Origin of the sequence: Fusibacter ferrireducens (assembly GCF_015352425.1) — a bacterium.
GTDB classification, from domain to species: Bacteria; Bacillota; Clostridia; order Peptostreptococcales; family Acidaminobacteraceae; genus Fusibacter_A; species Fusibacter_A ferrireducens.
On record NZ_JADKNH010000007.1, the window covers coordinates 63,126 to 77,382 of the forward strand.

Genomic DNA, 14,257 nt, shown 5'->3' on the forward strand with positions numbered 1-14,257 from the left:
ACTTTAAGCAAAAAAAATGCAGTCAAAAACAAAAGATAAAAAATGCAAGGCATAGAAAAAATATGTTTTCTCTATCCTTGCATTTTTTATTGCAAATATGAAAGATGTCGTTTCAAAAGACTTAATCAAATATGTTCTAATCGGCTTATTTTAATTTATTCTTCTATCTAATACTTTTCTGGCTTTGATTGATCAAGCCGTCGTCTAAATAATCTTTTGCGAGCTCGTACAAATAGGCAATTAATTTGCGCATATTTTCTTTGCTCATCCAAAGCGTTATCCAAAGCGGCAAATGTTGATAAGCTTTTTCAAGCACCCATTCTTCTTGTTCCTGCCCACTGTTTAGAATAGCATCTTTTGCCATGCTTTTAGCGGTTAACATCAATCTAAATAGAATGACTTTGACTTGCTGCCACTTTAAGAGGGCAAACAAAAAAACAGCCCCTGCGACTGCTATCATTAACCCATATTCCATTGCAATTTCTCTGGTCATGTTATTGCGCCTCCCTGTAAATTTCGTCTAGTTTTTCCTCCAAAATGCTCGCCATTTCGTCTCGCAATTTTTCGACGACTTTTTCCATGATGATGAAGTGTGCCCAAGCCGGCATTTCGTCGTCAAGTCGATCACGCCAGTAATTGTAATCTGTGATGAGGCCTTCTTCAATGGCAAAATGGATGCCTTTAAGTTTCCACGCTTCAATAGGGTGATTTTCTGAATCCAATTCCCGTTCTGATTCTATTGATTCTGATTCTGAAACCGAATTTAAATTTGAATCTGATTTTACGTTGGATGCCATTTCTAATGTTGCCTCTGCCACGTATTTTTGGATGTCTTCAACGAATGCATCCCATGATTTGCGCCCGAGGATCACTCTTGGGCAATACTTGCCCGACCAATCTTGATGCTTGTATATTTTAAAATGTGGATAGGTCAGAATCAGTGCGGCGTTTAATTGTTTGGCATGTTCTTCCGCTTTTAAGATATTGCCGTTTTCACAGATTTCTACGGCAATGGTTTTCATGTTGCCATTGCCTTTGCCATCCCCTGCATGATAGGCGACTTCGTTTATGGGAAGCACTTGTATGATGCTCTTTTCGTCCACAAATAAATGTGCCCCCACGTAGGTCTCATCTGCATTCTCCACATTTTGCATCCATTTAGCATGCATGTTCGCACTTGCTGTGGGTGCAGTGTTGCCTGTGTTGTGGTTGGTAATGCCCAATGCTGTTTCCAGTTCAAGGGGCATTTGGGTTCTGACGTTGTGATTGCCGCTTGGCGTGACGATTTGGGTTATGAGGGGGATACTATTGATTTCTTTGTTTTGAATAACACCCCCTATGATTTTGAGTTTATTTAGCATATTTTCACTTTCTTTCTGTAATTGTTTTGCATTAGCTTATTTTTTGGTGCGTTCACTCACTTTTATGAGTTCATTTTCGATGCGCTCTGCTCTGACATCATGCCGATCCAGCATTGTAATTGTCCTGTTTTGCAGTTCATAACTGTTCTCAATACTTGATTTTAACATTTCAAGTGATTGGGCGACGTTGTCATTTGATCGGGACATTTCATGCATGGCTTTGGTGTTGTTTTCAATGATGCCGTTGAACATTTTTAGGAAGATCCAAAAGAGGATGCCTATGGCGACTGTGCCTGCGCCGATTGTGGTGATGGTGTTTGATAGTTTTATGATATCCACTGGTTTTATCGCCTCTTTTTATTTATTGAACTGCTACACTAAATTTTTTTTAGACCGTTTTTTGCGTTTTCTTGGATAAAACGATTGACTGCCTTCTTATAATCCTTGTTGGTAATGTCGTCAGCCACATAGGGCTTACCTGTTTTAGGATTGACACCATTGTTCATGATTCTTTTCGCTACTATTTTTACAATTTCTTCTTTGATCATAGTAACCCTCCTATTGTATCTTCTGCTTGAATTAGTAACTGATCTTCAAGTTCTGCAATGCGGTCTGCATCGGACATCTTAATTTCTATTTCTTCAAATATTGGTTGATGCGGTATTACAGATACATCAATACTGATAAGTTTTTTTGTTGCCATTGTTCCAAAGGGAATTTCAATATATGGAATGCCCTCTGGATATACATGTGGTAAAACATCACCTTCTGCTTCACCTGTTTGTGAAAATATTTTACCTGTTTTATCGTATATTACTAAATTTCCCTTTTTCATATTTTCTTCTCTCTTTCATACTAAAATGCTGTAAATAGAACTCCTGACATATAAGCAGTAACTCTAGTGGAGAACCTATTAGTTCCTAAATTAATTGAACCTGAAGCAGTATCCCCACTAAAGGTAAAATCTTTTGTTGATGTGAAATATGGTTGCCTTTCAAATTGCATATTCCCACCTGTAAATATGGTAAAAAAAACATACCACATGCTAGTAGGCGCAAAACCTATTCCGCTAATGCTGAAATTGATTGTAAGGTTGCCACCTTGACCCACTTGTCCAGAATTGGCGTAATAATTTACAGTAGCATATTGACCAGCAAAATTTCCTATAACACCAAAAATATTCTTACCATCTTTAATATTACCAGAAACCAAATCCGCATCTCCAGCAATTGTCTGTGCACCACTCAAATACTGTCCTGCGCCTATCGTCTGATTCACCGTACTCGGTGTAATCGTAGCTGCGCCTCTACTCGGAATCGTTCCAGTCACCAATGCACCATCCACATAAGCCTTTCTCCCACTCAAGATTTGTGCCGCTGTGGCATCCCCTGCTGAGGTGTCCACTACATTTGCATTCCCAGCCACACCAAAGATATTTTTACCTGCTTTGATATTCGCCGAAACCAAATCTGCATCCCCTGCTATTGTCTGATTGCCAGATAAATAGTATCCTGATGAAATCGTCTGATTTACTGTGCTTGGCGTATAAATTGCTGCTGCTTTACTTGGTATCGTCCCAGTTACTTTATTCCCAGCCACATAAGCACTTTTCCCTGATAAAATATGTCCCGATGTTGCGGTGGCATCAGAAGTAAATGTTCCCGTAAAACTGCCTCCATCTCCGCCTATAGTTATTCCACTTTTAACATTCTGAGGTACTAAATCCGGCATATCAAATGCTGACCAAACTTCACCATTGTAATAACCTTCCGCTGGTTTTACATATACTCTAGAGTTAGGATTTCCAGATGTAAAGACTCCGGCAGCAACCATTGAGCCTGTTGTATGTGGTGTAGCTGAATGATTTGGCATTGTACCAATTACTTTACCACCCTTCACATATGCATTTCTCCCGTTCAAGATTTGTGCTGCTGTGGCATCTCCTGCTGAGGTGTCCACTACATTTGCATTCCCAGCCACACCAAAGATATTTTTACCTGCTTTGATATTTGCCGAGACCAAATCTGCGTCCCCTAAAATGGTTTGAGTCCCGCTCAAATATTGCCCAGCTGGGATTGTTTGATTTGAAGCGGTAGGTGTATAGGTTGCAGCACTTTTTATTGGAATATTCCCTGTTATATCCCCTGCATCCGTACTTGCTGTTTTACCAGAGAGAAGGTCGGATGCTGTGGCATTTCCACTGGCGCCTTCACCCTGTAATATAAAAGCCTCTGTTGTCGCATTGTATCTTAGTGTATAAATGCCACCTGATTTTAAAATTGCGGCATTACCATTGGGTTTCTTGATCGCTTTGGCACCAAGCCCATTCCAGTTGATCGTAGGGTTTACCCCACTATCAGCATGCACCTTTACGATAAGTCCCATCCTATCTGTATATGCTATGGGAGCGGGTAAACTCGCACAGGTATATGCAGTTGCAGTGCCCGCTGTTGTACCGCCATCTCCTGGATGCATTACAAAATCATCCACATGATCTGCCACCGATTTGCCTTCAGAATCTACCAAAACATTTTCCGCAGTCGTCATTGGCAAAATCGAATCCCAACCATTATTTTGAGCATTTCGTTTTTTTATTACTGTATTATAAGTTGACATTAAGGTTTCACCTCCTAAACGATTGAATACCAAAGATCTCCTGAAGCAGGGGCTGTTGGTGCAGTTTCATCCACTGTGACCTTCACAAGGCCATTGAGCTTTAACTTGTCTGCGCCACTCATTAATCCAGATGCGCCACCTGCTACAGCATTTGGAATAACGTCTGCTCCGCCAGTGACATGACTTGCACCATGAGATGCCGGTGTAAGGCCTGTATGCGTATGCGACGTAATGGCGCCTGTTAATTTTGCCTCAATTTCTGCTTTTGTAATGTCACTGTTCTTCTGAGCATTTGAAGGCGCATGTGCAGTTTGACTGTGTACATAGGCTGTATTGCCGTGATCTCCGCGATGTGCTGTACTGCTGGTCGTTCCAAGTGCAAGTGACTTACTGATCTCCACATAACTTGAGCCACTCCATCTGTAACTCAAATTTTGATCTTGAGATACATAAATCTTGCCACTCTCACCTGTGGTTGGAAAATCAGCTAAAGAAGCATACTCTAAAACATCATCCACATAGGATGGTAACTGCGCAGAAGGCACTTTACCAGTTGCATCCAGTCCAGCGTATCCATTTGCAACACCTTTTTTTGATAAATTCTCTGGTGTGAAGCCTAAAGCCGTTTGCTTTGCATTCCAAGCCGCTTTTTCTGTGGCACTTACAAATTGCTTAGTTGTACTTTCAATCACATTCTCTGCCGTTGTCTTTGGAAATAAATCATCCCAGATAGAACCGTTTCTTTGTTTGATTTGAATATTTACATTTGCCATTTTTCTACCTCCTTAAGTTGTTTGAAACCATATTTCTGAGTTAGGTGGTGTTTCACTGGTTTCAGCATTATTGATAACGATGCCACCACCCATATTAAAATTTGCCTCACTCCCAATTGCATACCACACGGTGGATGGGTTTGTTTCTGTAGGTTCTTCCTCTTGTAAATAAGATGCACTTGTTGCTAGATCTTTTACTTCTTCGTCAAGTGTCTTCATAGTGCTGTCTACTTTGTCCCAATTCTCGTTGAGCATCGTCGTGATATTAAAAGGCATATTGCCATCCACAAGCGGCTCCACTTTGAACAGGTTCAAAAATTGTGTCAACATACTCATATAGTCACCTCCTTAAAATGCAAATTTGTCCAAGATCTGATTTTCTAAAAATTCAATGGTCATACCCTCCACATCAGATACAAGATAATATCGAAAGGCATATTCATACCAAAGATGTGCTGGCTTGACATCTTCGATGGCCTGACTCAAATCCTCCATATTCTTTGGTGTACCCAAGGGCCCCACAAATTTGATTAAAAACTTGTATTGTTCTGGCATTTCAATAACTTCAACCTCACCGCCTGAAAATGAAGCTGCCATTGTACTAATCATCTCTTTCGTGGTTGTTCCAATGCCTCTGAGTTTAGAAATAATGATTTCTCGTCTCATGGCATAGGTATGTTCACTTGGTGCTTTGATATTCAACATTTTTTCCCAAAGAAATAAGCCCCAAGTGGCTGTTTCAACATACATCTGATCCAGTACCGCTTCAATTTGATCAAAATAGGCACCTGTTTCTTCACCTGTGGCTTTATATATTGATTTTAAAGGCTCAGCTTCTTCTAAAAAAGAAGGGACATATTGCCTAATTTCAGTATATCTACTCATAAAGATTCACCGACCCCTTCATCGGTACCTCATCTAGATTAAGCGTGATACTCTTGGTATCACCATTTATTTTTAGTTCTGAATAATCTTCAACACCTTCAGTCTCAATCAAAATGGAACCGATTTTAGCGATGGACACTTGAACCGGTACGTTTTTCGAATCCACTTCAAATGCCACATCATTTTTAAGATACTGCGCTAGATTCGTATTAAATTGACTCACCACTTCCTCTAGCGTATGCCCTTTTGATATGACGACATTTGCATCAACATCAATGGTAACGCCTGTTGCACTCACATAATCCACTTGCGCACCTATAGGTCTATGATCTTCAATAAATTCAGATACCTCTAAAACTAAATTTTCACTTGCTGGCAATCTATTTTCATCTATGATCACGATTTTAACTGTACCTGGGCCATTCCAAAGCGGCATCACTTTCACACCACCTACCCCTGCAAGGGATTCAGCCCATTGTTGATATTGATATATATTGCCACTGGTTGCTGGCTTTCTAATATGTGATAATAATCTTTCAAGTAAAGCCTCGTCGGATTCTTCATTGACGCCATCCGTAATAGGCTGAGGGTTAGTCACTGAAGTTACACCAGAAATAGACATAGGTAGAACGATAACGGTGTTGGCTTCAGTGTTATAGAGTTTGCCATATTCACTTGCTGTAATATTCACTTCAACAGCAGTAGCATCCATTACCTCTTCATCATCCGAAATATAAGTCAGACCATCTTCCGTTGAAAATAAGCTGCCTTTAGGGATGACAGTACCTATACTGCCTTCAATTCTAATCTTGCCTTTTGCCTTTGTCTGCAATTTGCGTTCTATGCCATGCTCACGCGCCCTCATATCTAAATAAGCGCCACTGGTTGTCTCTGCAAATCCAAGTTCGAGGACTCTTTCAAGATTAAAATAGGCCTGCATAAGTTCCACGGCCATTGGCGCAGTGGCAACATGAAACATACTGCCTTCATCAACATTAATCGTACTTGCCGCTTGTTCACTCATTCGTTTCTGAATCGCTTCTTGAGTTTCATTTTCATACATTTGTACTCACCTCCAATTCATCCTCTAAATTTGTCAGTACCGTGAATTTTATCTTGGCTTCGCTGTCCTCAGTTACAATCTCAAAATCTGAAATTGATTTAATACGTGCATCATAGATTAAAGCTTCTGTAATCATACTTTTGATAATGCTTTCAATAACATCTCTTTCAAGTGTTTGTCCTAGAACATCTTCAATTTCGCACCCATACTCCCAACTGTGTATTAAATAGCGATATCTAGCAGTTTTCAAGGTCTTTATAATAAAGATTCTGAGTGCTTCGATGCCTGTAACAATAACAGGCGTTCCATTTTTCATAATGAATTGATTCTTATCAAAATCAAACGCCCATTCTCTACCGTAATCCATTGACTGATTTGCAATAGAGTCTGTATCCATGAAATTTAAATTTTCCGGAAAAATACCCATTATTCTACCACCCTCCCTATCAAGTAGTATCGATTCCCATTTTCTAAGCTCATCACAGCTACACGATGCCCTACATATGTTTCTTTGACGGGTGGTTGTGCATAGTTGTAATCCAGTACTAAAAACTTTCTTGGAATTGCAACTTTCATATTATCGAGTTTGACACTGACATTGGGCGGATCGCTGAGCACAGTTCCAATTTCAATCTCCGTTTTGCCTTTATCTTGATTTTTGATAAATCGAATTAATTTTTCACCTGCCACTTTTTCACCTCCTCATCAATTTTAAATCCATCGTATAATCACTATTGTTCATACTATGGTTGTCTTCTTCAATAACAAAACTTTGATTTAACCTAAGTTCCTCATCTTTAAAATTCACTAAATCTCCCGCTTTTATCTTTGTATTCCCCTTCATCTGAATGCTGAGTTCGAGAGTTTCTTGACCTAATTCTTTTAAGAGTTTTGTCGCATAAATTTGTGATTGCGCTTTGGTCATTTTTTCTTCTGAAGATTGATGTTGCATACGTCCATATTTTTTGATCAATTCGTCATCTTTTACGGTTACTAAGACACCATCTCCCTTGCCTCTGATTACCACTGTATTTCTAAGTTCTTCCATGCTTTCAGAGATGTTCAAGGTATAGATTTCATCTTCCCCACTCACCAAGTCCATAGTATTGACATGTGTTCCGAGTGCATCTATGGCAATGCCATTTCCCTCATAGCGCATGACATATTGGATATCGTTTAGCTTAGAACATTCTACCAATGCTTTTTTTATCAAATCATAAACAGAGACATCTCGAAAAATGCCATCTATAGTCGTGCTGATATCTGGCATTCTCACAATTTCAATTTCAAATTCATCACACAAACTTTTTATAAAATGAGTTACTGCGACTTTTTTTGCAACTTTTGTTGTCAAGTTCTTTGTTAAATAAATTAAGGGATCATAAACGGTTACGCTTATGGTCCCTCCTGCTCTGTCAGTTTCTTTTGAGAATATAACACCCGATAGGATCAATTGATCATTCTGATCCAACAACTTTATAAAATCACCATTGCTAACAACAAATTTTGGCGTGTAATAATCACTGCCATAAATCATTTGAAAAGTTAGCTTCCGTGCAACTTGGTTAATACTGCCTCCCCACGATAAATTTTGAATAAGATCAGAAATATCAAATGTTTTTTTGTTTTTGACGACAATCATTTTCATTTTTTATCTCCTCATCTATAGGGTTGTGTGATTGGCATTTAAAGTGTCATATCTTTTGACGGCTTTTGGATTGATAATAATGACGGTTCCTGGTTGGATCTTAAATGTATCTGTGATGCCCACAAATTCAATCTTATCCTTATTGTTCTCGTATATTATTTTGGCATTGCTGAATGTGCCGGTTAGTTTTTTAGAAATAGATGCAATGGTGTCTCCAGGCTTTGTCGTGTATGAGTTGGGAATTTTTTTAGTTTCTGTTCGGTTCGTCTTGGAAGGTGGCATAATGAGTTCAGTGCGATCACTTAAATGCGCTTTGACATCTTCTGCAAGGCTTTTAACTTTTAAGCATTTGTACTCCACCAAACTCAACGTGTACTCTATATTGCCAGAGCCACCAACTTCAGAATAGCTGAAATTTTGAATTGCCACCACCATATTGATAGGCGTTGTTGTGATCACCAGCCGAATGGGTTCTTTGTAGCTTTGCCATTCTTTAATGATTCTTACATACTCATAGGGCTCTTTAAAATCTTTATAATTACAGTATCCAGAATAATTCTTGGGGAAAAACGAGGTGATTTCAATCGTTCTAAGCTTTTCATTGCCAATCTGATTGATTTCACCACGTTTGACAACTTCTGAAGTCTTAATGTTTTGTCCCTCGTTTATTCTAAATTGACTTGGATTTACGGGTAACGTCATCTTCCTAAAATCAGTATAGAAGAGCTTAAATTGCATCATACCACCCCCATGTTCAATGCCACTGACATCAATTTTTCTTCTAACCGTGAGAGCAATTTTTCTACATCTTTCGAATCCGACACGCTGATATTGTCTGCAAGTTTCGGAATCGTTATGGTTATTGGATTACTGTTTTTATTCGATCCAAATGAGTTGTAATCATTTGGGGTTATAGCGATTTTCTCTTGATTTATATCTTTTGCGTATTTACTGTAAGAGACATAACTTGCATCTTGAATTTCACCAAGCACAGCTTTATCTCCTGGCATGTTTGTCATAGAAAACGCGTTCTTTGCACCTAAATTTACCAAATCTAAATTTTCAGTCGTTGTACCCATAAAGGTTTGACCCATTGGAGAAGCCCCTGTTATCATGTCAACACTACCTGCATTTTCAGCTTTATTAGACGTCGTTCTCTCTGGAATATCTTCTTTAAAAATATTTTTCAGAAAATCTGTTATGAGGTTATAGAGCCCAATAATGCCTTCATAGAAACTGAGCACATAACCTATTATTCTAGTTGCAATGGGCTGAATAAAATCAAAAACCCTCTTTATTACAGGTAAAACCACGCCAACAAACACTTTTATAGCAATCCTTGCCACTTGCGCAATAAAACCAATTAGAGCACTGATATAGTTTATCCATACACTTAAGATGGGTTCTATCATTTCCCATACACCAGCCAACATATCTTGAATCACTGGCCATGCTTCAACCCATGCCGCTTTAAATTGATCTACAATACCCATGATATTGCCAAACATCTCCATAAAAACATCTTTTTTAGAGAGAATAAAACCCATAAAAGTATCCACTATTGGTTTCAAAGACTGAATAGCTCTAAAAATAAAGTTAAAAGCATCTCCAACCACTCGGGATATAGTTAAACCGAATTGCGTAAATTTTTCTTGGTTTGCTGACAAAAATTCTACACCTTTTCCCAGAATACCACTTATGCCATCTAGACTGGTGGACGCAATGTCTGTCAAAATCGTTTCACCGATGCCCTTTAGTTTGGCAATTTGGCCTGGAATTGTCTTTCCAGCTGCTTCGGCACCACCTTTAAATTGCTCCGTCATAGTGCTTCCAGAGTCATTTTTCATATTGAGAATATTGCCACCAGCATTTTTTAGACTCTCTTCCGTTGCATTTACACCGAACGCCTTAAGGGCATCTAAATTGCCTGATTGAGCTTCTGTCAGTGCATCCATTGCCTCCATTAAGGTCTTACCTGAATTAGAGCCAGCCATATCTTCAGCAAGTTTTAGAAATTTTTCTGCCTCTCCAGTATCTCCCTTTGCCATTTTAAGTGCACTTGAACCTGCATCCAGCACTTCACCTTCTGAGTAAACACTTTTATTTGAATTGGCTTTGAGTGATTTCATATAGGCATCACTCTTGGCTTTGACATCTTTTTCGCTCATGCCATTGTTGTTTTGGCTGACGATTGCTTCTATTCCAGTTTTTTTCGCTTGCTTGTTGATTGCATTGTTTAAACTTATACCTGCAATATCTACCGCTTTTTTTAGACCAGCTACTGCTAATTTACCAATACCACCAAGTACAAACTTCTTCAATTTCTTCCCAATATTCCCCAGTGATTTTTGAGTTTTATCTTTTGCTTTAATAACGATATTAACCGTTTTTCTTAGGGGGCTAATTGCTTTACCAATTGATTTGAGCTTAGGCAAAACGCCTGCTTTCATATCAAAGGCTAAAAGAATTTTATCTTTGACCTTTGATTTCAACTCTTTTACTTTTAAAATAGCTGCATCCATTTTACGAAGTACATTATCTTTTATAGTCGCTTTAATTTCAATGCGCTTATCATTAATTTTCTGAATGCCATGCCATACTTTTTTTAAACCTGTAGTTGTACGGTCTTTTAAATTCAATGCTATTTTTTTACCATCAAACAACTTAATACCAAGTTTAATTTTCGTAAATAGATCTAAGGCAGACCATCCTAATTTTTCAGCTTCAAATCCAACTTGTCTAAATCCAGTTTGCATTTTAACGAATAGTCCTATTGATGTCCATTTCAATTTTTCAACTTCTTCACCCGCTTTTTTTACTTGAACCGCTGCTTTATTAACTGGTGTAGCGTCGACTACTAAAACGACCTCAGTGCTAAGCATTAAGGCTTTCATCACATTTAATTTTTTTATTGTTTTATCTAGTGTCTTATTTAACCTTTCAGTTGCAGAATTTTCTTTTGCCATTGCACTTATATATGCCTTCTTATTACTATTTATTGCTTGAATCATATCATCCATGTGTCCACACCTCCTTTCAAAACGTATACTCAGTCCGCTTCGCTACCTTCGTAACCCTTAAGCAATCCATTAGGATTGCATTCATTGGACGTTTGGACGCCCAATGAATTAGGAATACGCCCCCCACTTTGAGAAGTGGGGTCATCTCTTAAAGGGTCATATCGAGACAAACCCAGGAATGTTATTCTTAGCGCATTTTTCTTCTTCTTTCATCCTGTATTGATAAAAAGCAATCATGACGTCAAGCTCACCTGGATTTTCTTCAAGCCTTTCATAAACCTCCGATGGGAATATTCCGTGTTTTGACCACATATAATACATAATCCCCACCTTTGGGTCTGTCTCAATTAGTTTTTTATTTGGACAATGGAGTCATCCCCAAATCCAGACAACTCTGAAATTTGATTGTAAAGGTGTAGAATTTCACCCGGCAATAAGAGTTTTTCAAGTAAATCTATTGGGGTAGCCGCGCCAAATTTATCTCTGAGCTCCTTATCCTTCAAACTTGGTTCAACAATACCCTCAATGAGAATCATGGATTGAACTAAATTCGTATCAATATCTGCATCCTTTTTATCAAATTTTATTGCCAAATCTTGAATATTTTTAAACTCTTTATTGTTGAGCGCACGGATTGTAAAGGTCATCTTCTCACCAAAAGCTTGTGATAATCTTGGAATCTCAATACTCTTTTTCGGTAAATCTACAATCTCCATCTTTGAATTTAACAATAAACTCAATGCGTTTTTCGCTTTATTTGTTGCTGCCATAATCATTTCTCCTTATTTTTTAAATATACTCTGAGGCAAAATACACCCCCTCTAAAACTTTGCCTCTACATTAATTTAGAGGGGGAAACAGATATTAAACTGGTTGAATCAAATCAAAGAATTTGTAATCTCTAAAAGTAAATGGTGCCTCAACATCACCCCTTGTGGCAACTTCCCATTCACTTAATGTAAGATCATTAAATGAAACTTGCTTGTATAGAATGCGTTCTGCACCATATGCAGTGGGGTCCGCAAGTTCACTTAAGATTTCAAATTCCAAATTCTCGCCTCTTTTAATGGCTTCGCCAATCATACTGATTAACCTTGAATCTACTTTTCTGAATTTCAATGAGCCAGTTCCTTTCCAACCCGTGATTTTTTCGCCGGGAACGAGTGAACCCGCAATTGGGAATTCATCTTTTTGAATTTCAATTTTTGCTTGTAGGCCAAAGGCTTCTCCCATCAGTGCACCATCTAGCCACACTCTACCGAAAGTACCGCTGATAACTTTATTTGGATTTAATGACATATGCTTTTCCTCCTGATTTCTTATAATATGATTGTGATTGACACATCTTCGATTGCATCAAGTGCTTTGACATTGATTTTGATAAACACATTTGAACCCGTATTGGCTTCTTTAATCTCTTGCTCGCTCATGGCATCCACATCTTGTCCAACGGATTTTAAATAAGTCTTTTGAGAAACCAAATCGATTGCCGCATAGTTTTTGCCACTGTCCAAGACATTTTGTTGTTCAAGTGATTCCAAATAAGCATTGATTGCAGAGATCAAGAGCAATTTGTTTTGATAACTGTTTTGAATCTTACCAATATAGTTATCTTCAATAGTTCTCTCAATATCTGTAGCCACTTTATCGTAAATTCTGACGAGTTTAATCTTTTGATATTCAGAAGGCTTAGATTCTGTAATCGTTGTCAAAGAAGTCACGCCCCTAGCCACTTTTACTTTTTCACCATCATGATAAAGGATGAACTCTCCATTATCCACTGCAGTATCCGCAGCTGACTTCGTCATATGAGGCACATCATTTACCTCAGATAAAACTTGATAAGTAGGCGCTACAGTAAGTGGTAAGCCTGCAATCAGACCAGCTACTCTCGCCACAAATTGAGATGCTGTGTACGTATTTTCACCTACGACGATATCTGATGTCGTAAAGTTAATAACGGCTTCATGATCTCCCACACATTGAGGTAGCACGGTTAAAAATCTTTTACCGCTTGCTCTCTGTGTCTTTGCCCATGCTGCAAGAGTTGAGACATCATCTGAAATGATATTTGGAACTGTAAGTACGTTATAGATAATCGTCTCTAAATAAGAGAGCCCTTCATTGTAATTCGTTGCTCCGTCATTAATCACAACGAGCTTAACTTCCGATGGCGCCCCTAATAAAGCATCTTCAACAGATTTCTTGTTGATCGCATTAAGTGTCTCTGGCATGTCTACAATACTTTTTAATGAAAAGTACTGTACACCACTCGTAACGCTTGCGTCTTTTAAAAGCAATGCCACAGTGCCTTCAGAACCACTTTTAATCGCTTGAGCAGCTTTTTTCGTAAAAATAATATTAATACCTGGTAAACCCATAATTTATACCTCCCTGAAATTTAAATTTTCCATTACTGGATAGACTTCTAATACTTTTGATAGTTGAGTTTCTAATGTGATTTTAAAATGGAGTAATCCCTCTTTAATTTCACACCCAATCTGAGATGTTTCAAATCGTGTTTGATCCTCTAAAGTTTCAAATGCATTTTGAAAAAGATTCAACACTTGATTTGAAACGGCCACAAGTTCATCATGACTTGCAGTAGAATTAGGTCCATAATAGACCAATTGAATGGCTACTTTTACTGCCATTAAATCTCTTGAAATCATATTTTGGTCAGACGAAAGTGTCTTCAATTGAAAACAAGGTCTTGATTCATCGGCTGGCCAAATGACTTCATCCACCCATTGGATAGTTGGTAAATTGAGCTGTAACTTTTGTTTTACAAGCTCGTACGCTTTTTCAGTCATCTCGTACTCCTTTCATACTTACATCCTTAACACATCATCACCATAGGCATCACCCCTCTCAGAAGATCAACAATAAAA

At 38.3% G+C, this 14,257-nt stretch carries 20 protein-coding genes; all 20 read right to left on the bottom strand.

What is annotated here, in order from left to right:
* Positions 1–163: 163 nt before the first annotated feature.
* The 20 genes from ISU02_RS12270 to ISU02_RS12365 all read right to left on the bottom strand — a co-directional run bounded on the left by ISU02_RS12270 (position 164) and on the right by ISU02_RS12365 (position 14,179).
* Positions 164–493 (bottom strand): hypothetical protein, encoded by a 330-nt coding sequence (locus tag ISU02_RS12270; protein WP_194702128.1) that lies wholly within the window; start codon positions 491–493, stop codon positions 164–166.
* 1 nt (position 494) lies between these two features.
* On the bottom strand, positions 495–1,361 hold the full coding sequence (locus ISU02_RS12275) for a peptidoglycan recognition protein family protein (protein ID WP_194702129.1): 867 nt from the start codon (positions 1,359–1,361) through the stop codon (positions 495–497).
* Between the two features lie 36 nt (positions 1,362–1,397).
* On the bottom strand, positions 1,398–1,700 hold the full coding sequence (locus tag ISU02_RS12280; protein WP_194702130.1) for a hypothetical protein: 303 nt from the start codon (positions 1,698–1,700) through the stop codon (positions 1,398–1,400).
* A 38-nt stretch (positions 1,701–1,738) separates the two neighbouring features.
* The gene (locus tag ISU02_RS12285; protein WP_194702131.1) at positions 1,739–1,909 is read right to left on the bottom strand and encodes a hypothetical protein; all 171 of its coding nucleotides are present in this window, start codon (positions 1,907–1,909) and stop codon (positions 1,739–1,741) included.
* Complete coding sequence (locus ISU02_RS12290; RefSeq protein WP_194702132.1) at positions 1,906–2,196, bottom strand: hypothetical protein; 291 nt, start codon at positions 2,194–2,196, stop codon at positions 1,906–1,908. The genes ISU02_RS12285 and ISU02_RS12290 overlap by 4 nt, the downstream gene beginning before the upstream one ends.
* A 20-nt stretch (positions 2,197–2,216) precedes the next feature.
* Positions 2,217–3,977: a hypothetical protein gene (locus ISU02_RS12295; RefSeq protein ID WP_194702133.1), complete on the bottom strand. Its 1,761-nt coding sequence runs from the start codon at positions 3,975–3,977 to the stop codon at positions 2,217–2,219.
* 14 nt (positions 3,978–3,991) lie between these two features.
* Positions 3,992–4,750: a hypothetical protein gene (locus tag ISU02_RS12300; RefSeq protein ID WP_194702134.1), complete on the bottom strand. Its 759-nt coding sequence runs from the start codon at positions 4,748–4,750 to the stop codon at positions 3,992–3,994.
* 12 nt (positions 4,751–4,762) lie between these two features.
* Positions 4,763–5,086, bottom strand: coding sequence for a hypothetical protein (locus ISU02_RS12305; RefSeq protein ID WP_194702135.1), 324 nt, complete (start codon positions 5,084–5,086; stop codon positions 4,763–4,765).
* A 12-nt stretch (positions 5,087–5,098) separates the two neighbouring features.
* Positions 5,099–5,635 (bottom strand): putative phage tail protein, encoded by a 537-nt coding sequence (locus ISU02_RS12310; protein WP_194702136.1) that lies wholly within the window; start codon positions 5,633–5,635, stop codon positions 5,099–5,101.
* A complete protein-coding gene (locus tag ISU02_RS12315) occupies positions 5,628–6,698 on the bottom strand; it encodes a baseplate J/gp47 family protein (protein WP_194702137.1) in 1,071 nt (356 codons plus the stop codon). Before ISU02_RS12315 ends, ISU02_RS12310 begins: the two co-directional genes overlap by 8 nt.
* Positions 6,691–7,125: a DUF2634 domain-containing protein gene (locus ISU02_RS12320; RefSeq protein ID WP_194702138.1), complete on the bottom strand. Its 435-nt coding sequence runs from the start codon at positions 7,123–7,125 to the stop codon at positions 6,691–6,693. Before ISU02_RS12320 ends, ISU02_RS12315 begins: the two co-directional genes overlap by 8 nt.
* Positions 7,125–7,388: a hypothetical protein gene (locus tag ISU02_RS12325; protein WP_194702139.1), complete on the bottom strand. Its 264-nt coding sequence runs from the start codon at positions 7,386–7,388 to the stop codon at positions 7,125–7,127. Before ISU02_RS12325 ends, ISU02_RS12320 begins: the two co-directional genes overlap by 1 nt.
* Before the next feature lie 4 nt (positions 7,389–7,392).
* The gene (locus ISU02_RS12330) at positions 7,393–8,346 is read right to left on the bottom strand and encodes an XkdQ/YqbQ family protein (RefSeq protein ID WP_194702140.1); all 954 of its coding nucleotides are present in this window, start codon (positions 8,344–8,346) and stop codon (positions 7,393–7,395) included.
* 15 nt (positions 8,347–8,361) lie between these two features.
* Positions 8,362–9,087 (bottom strand): LysM peptidoglycan-binding domain-containing protein, encoded by a 726-nt coding sequence (locus ISU02_RS12335; protein WP_194702141.1) that lies wholly within the window; start codon positions 9,085–9,087, stop codon positions 8,362–8,364.
* Positions 9,084–11,366, bottom strand: coding sequence for a phage tail family protein (locus ISU02_RS12340; RefSeq protein WP_194702142.1), 2,283 nt, complete (start codon positions 11,364–11,366; stop codon positions 9,084–9,086). The genes ISU02_RS12335 and ISU02_RS12340 overlap by 4 nt, the downstream gene beginning before the upstream one ends.
* Before the next feature lie 156 nt (positions 11,367–11,522).
* Positions 11,523–11,687 carry a hypothetical protein gene (locus tag ISU02_RS12345; RefSeq protein WP_194702143.1) on the bottom strand — a complete coding sequence of 55 codons (165 nt, stop codon included), beginning with the start codon at positions 11,685–11,687 and terminating at the stop codon, positions 11,523–11,525.
* A 26-nt stretch (positions 11,688–11,713) separates the two neighbouring features.
* Positions 11,714–12,136 (bottom strand): phage tail assembly chaperone, encoded by a 423-nt coding sequence (locus ISU02_RS12350; protein WP_194702144.1) that lies wholly within the window; start codon positions 12,134–12,136, stop codon positions 11,714–11,716.
* A 94-nt stretch (positions 12,137–12,230) separates the two neighbouring features.
* Positions 12,231–12,665, bottom strand: a complete 435-nt coding sequence (locus ISU02_RS12355) for a phage tail tube protein (RefSeq protein WP_194702145.1) — start codon at positions 12,663–12,665, stop codon at positions 12,231–12,233.
* 20 nt (positions 12,666–12,685) lie between these two features.
* Complete coding sequence (locus ISU02_RS12360) at positions 12,686–13,747, bottom strand: phage tail sheath subtilisin-like domain-containing protein (RefSeq protein ID WP_194702146.1); 1,062 nt, start codon at positions 13,745–13,747, stop codon at positions 12,686–12,688.
* Between the two features lie 3 nt (positions 13,748–13,750).
* Positions 13,751–14,179 carry a phage tail terminator family protein gene (locus ISU02_RS12365; protein WP_194702147.1) on the bottom strand — a complete coding sequence of 143 codons (429 nt, stop codon included), beginning with the start codon at positions 14,177–14,179 and terminating at the stop codon, positions 13,751–13,753.
* Positions 14,180–14,257 lie beyond the last annotated feature (78 nt).

Bases quoted from the DNA above. Each gene is read 5' to 3' on its own strand.
- ISU02_RS12330 (WP_194702140.1), bottom strand. From the start codon at position 8,346: ATGAAAATGATTGTCGTCAAAAACAAAAAAACATTTGATATTTCTGAT.
- ISU02_RS12275 (WP_194702129.1), bottom strand. From the start codon at position 1,361: ATGCTAAATAAACTCAAAATCATAGGGGGTGTTATTCAAAACAAAGAA.
- ISU02_RS12365 (WP_194702147.1), bottom strand. From the start codon at position 14,179: ATGACTGAAAAAGCGTACGAGCTTGTAAAACAAAAGTTACAGCTCAAT.
- ISU02_RS12360 (WP_194702146.1), bottom strand. From the start codon at position 13,747: ATGGGTTTACCAGGTATTAATATTATTTTTACGAAAAAAGCTGCTCAA.
- ISU02_RS12310 (WP_194702136.1), bottom strand. From the start codon at position 5,635: ATGAGTAGATATACTGAAATTAGGCAATATGTCCCTTCTTTTTTAGAA.
- ISU02_RS12270 (WP_194702128.1), bottom strand. From the start codon at position 493: ATGACCAGAGAAATTGCAATGGAATATGGGTTAATGATAGCAGTCGCA.
- ISU02_RS12340 (WP_194702142.1), bottom strand. From the start codon at position 11,366: ATGGATGATATGATTCAAGCAATAAATAGTAATAAGAAGGCATATATA.
- ISU02_RS12300 (WP_194702134.1), bottom strand. From the start codon at position 4,750: ATGGCAAATGTAAATATTCAAATCAAACAAAGAAACGGTTCTATCTGG.
- ISU02_RS12295 (WP_194702133.1), bottom strand. From the start codon at position 3,977: ATGTCAACTTATAATACAGTAATAAAAAAACGAAATGCTCAAAATAAT.
- ISU02_RS12320 (WP_194702138.1), bottom strand. From the start codon at position 7,125: ATGGGTATTTTTCCGGAAAATTTAAATTTCATGGATACAGACTCTATT.
- ISU02_RS12350 (WP_194702144.1), bottom strand. From the start codon at position 12,136: ATGGCAGCAACAAATAAAGCGAAAAACGCATTGAGTTTATTGTTAAAT.
- ISU02_RS12345 (WP_194702143.1), bottom strand. From the start codon at position 11,687: ATGTATTATATGTGGTCAAAACACGGAATATTCCCATCGGAGGTTTAT.
- ISU02_RS12315 (WP_194702137.1), bottom strand. From the start codon at position 6,698: ATGTATGAAAATGAAACTCAAGAAGCGATTCAGAAACGAATGAGTGAA.
- ISU02_RS12290 (WP_194702132.1), bottom strand. From the start codon at position 2,196: ATGAAAAAGGGAAATTTAGTAATATACGATAAAACAGGTAAAATATTT.
- ISU02_RS12305 (WP_194702135.1), bottom strand. From the start codon at position 5,086: ATGAGTATGTTGACACAATTTTTGAACCTGTTCAAAGTGGAGCCGCTT.
- ISU02_RS12355 (WP_194702145.1), bottom strand. From the start codon at position 12,665: ATGTCATTAAATCCAAATAAAGTTATCAGCGGTACTTTCGGTAGAGTG.
- ISU02_RS12285 (WP_194702131.1), bottom strand. From the start codon at position 1,909: ATGATCAAAGAAGAAATTGTAAAAATAGTAGCGAAAAGAATCATGAAC.
- ISU02_RS12335 (WP_194702141.1), bottom strand. From the start codon at position 9,087: ATGATGCAATTTAAGCTCTTCTATACTGATTTTAGGAAGATGACGTTA.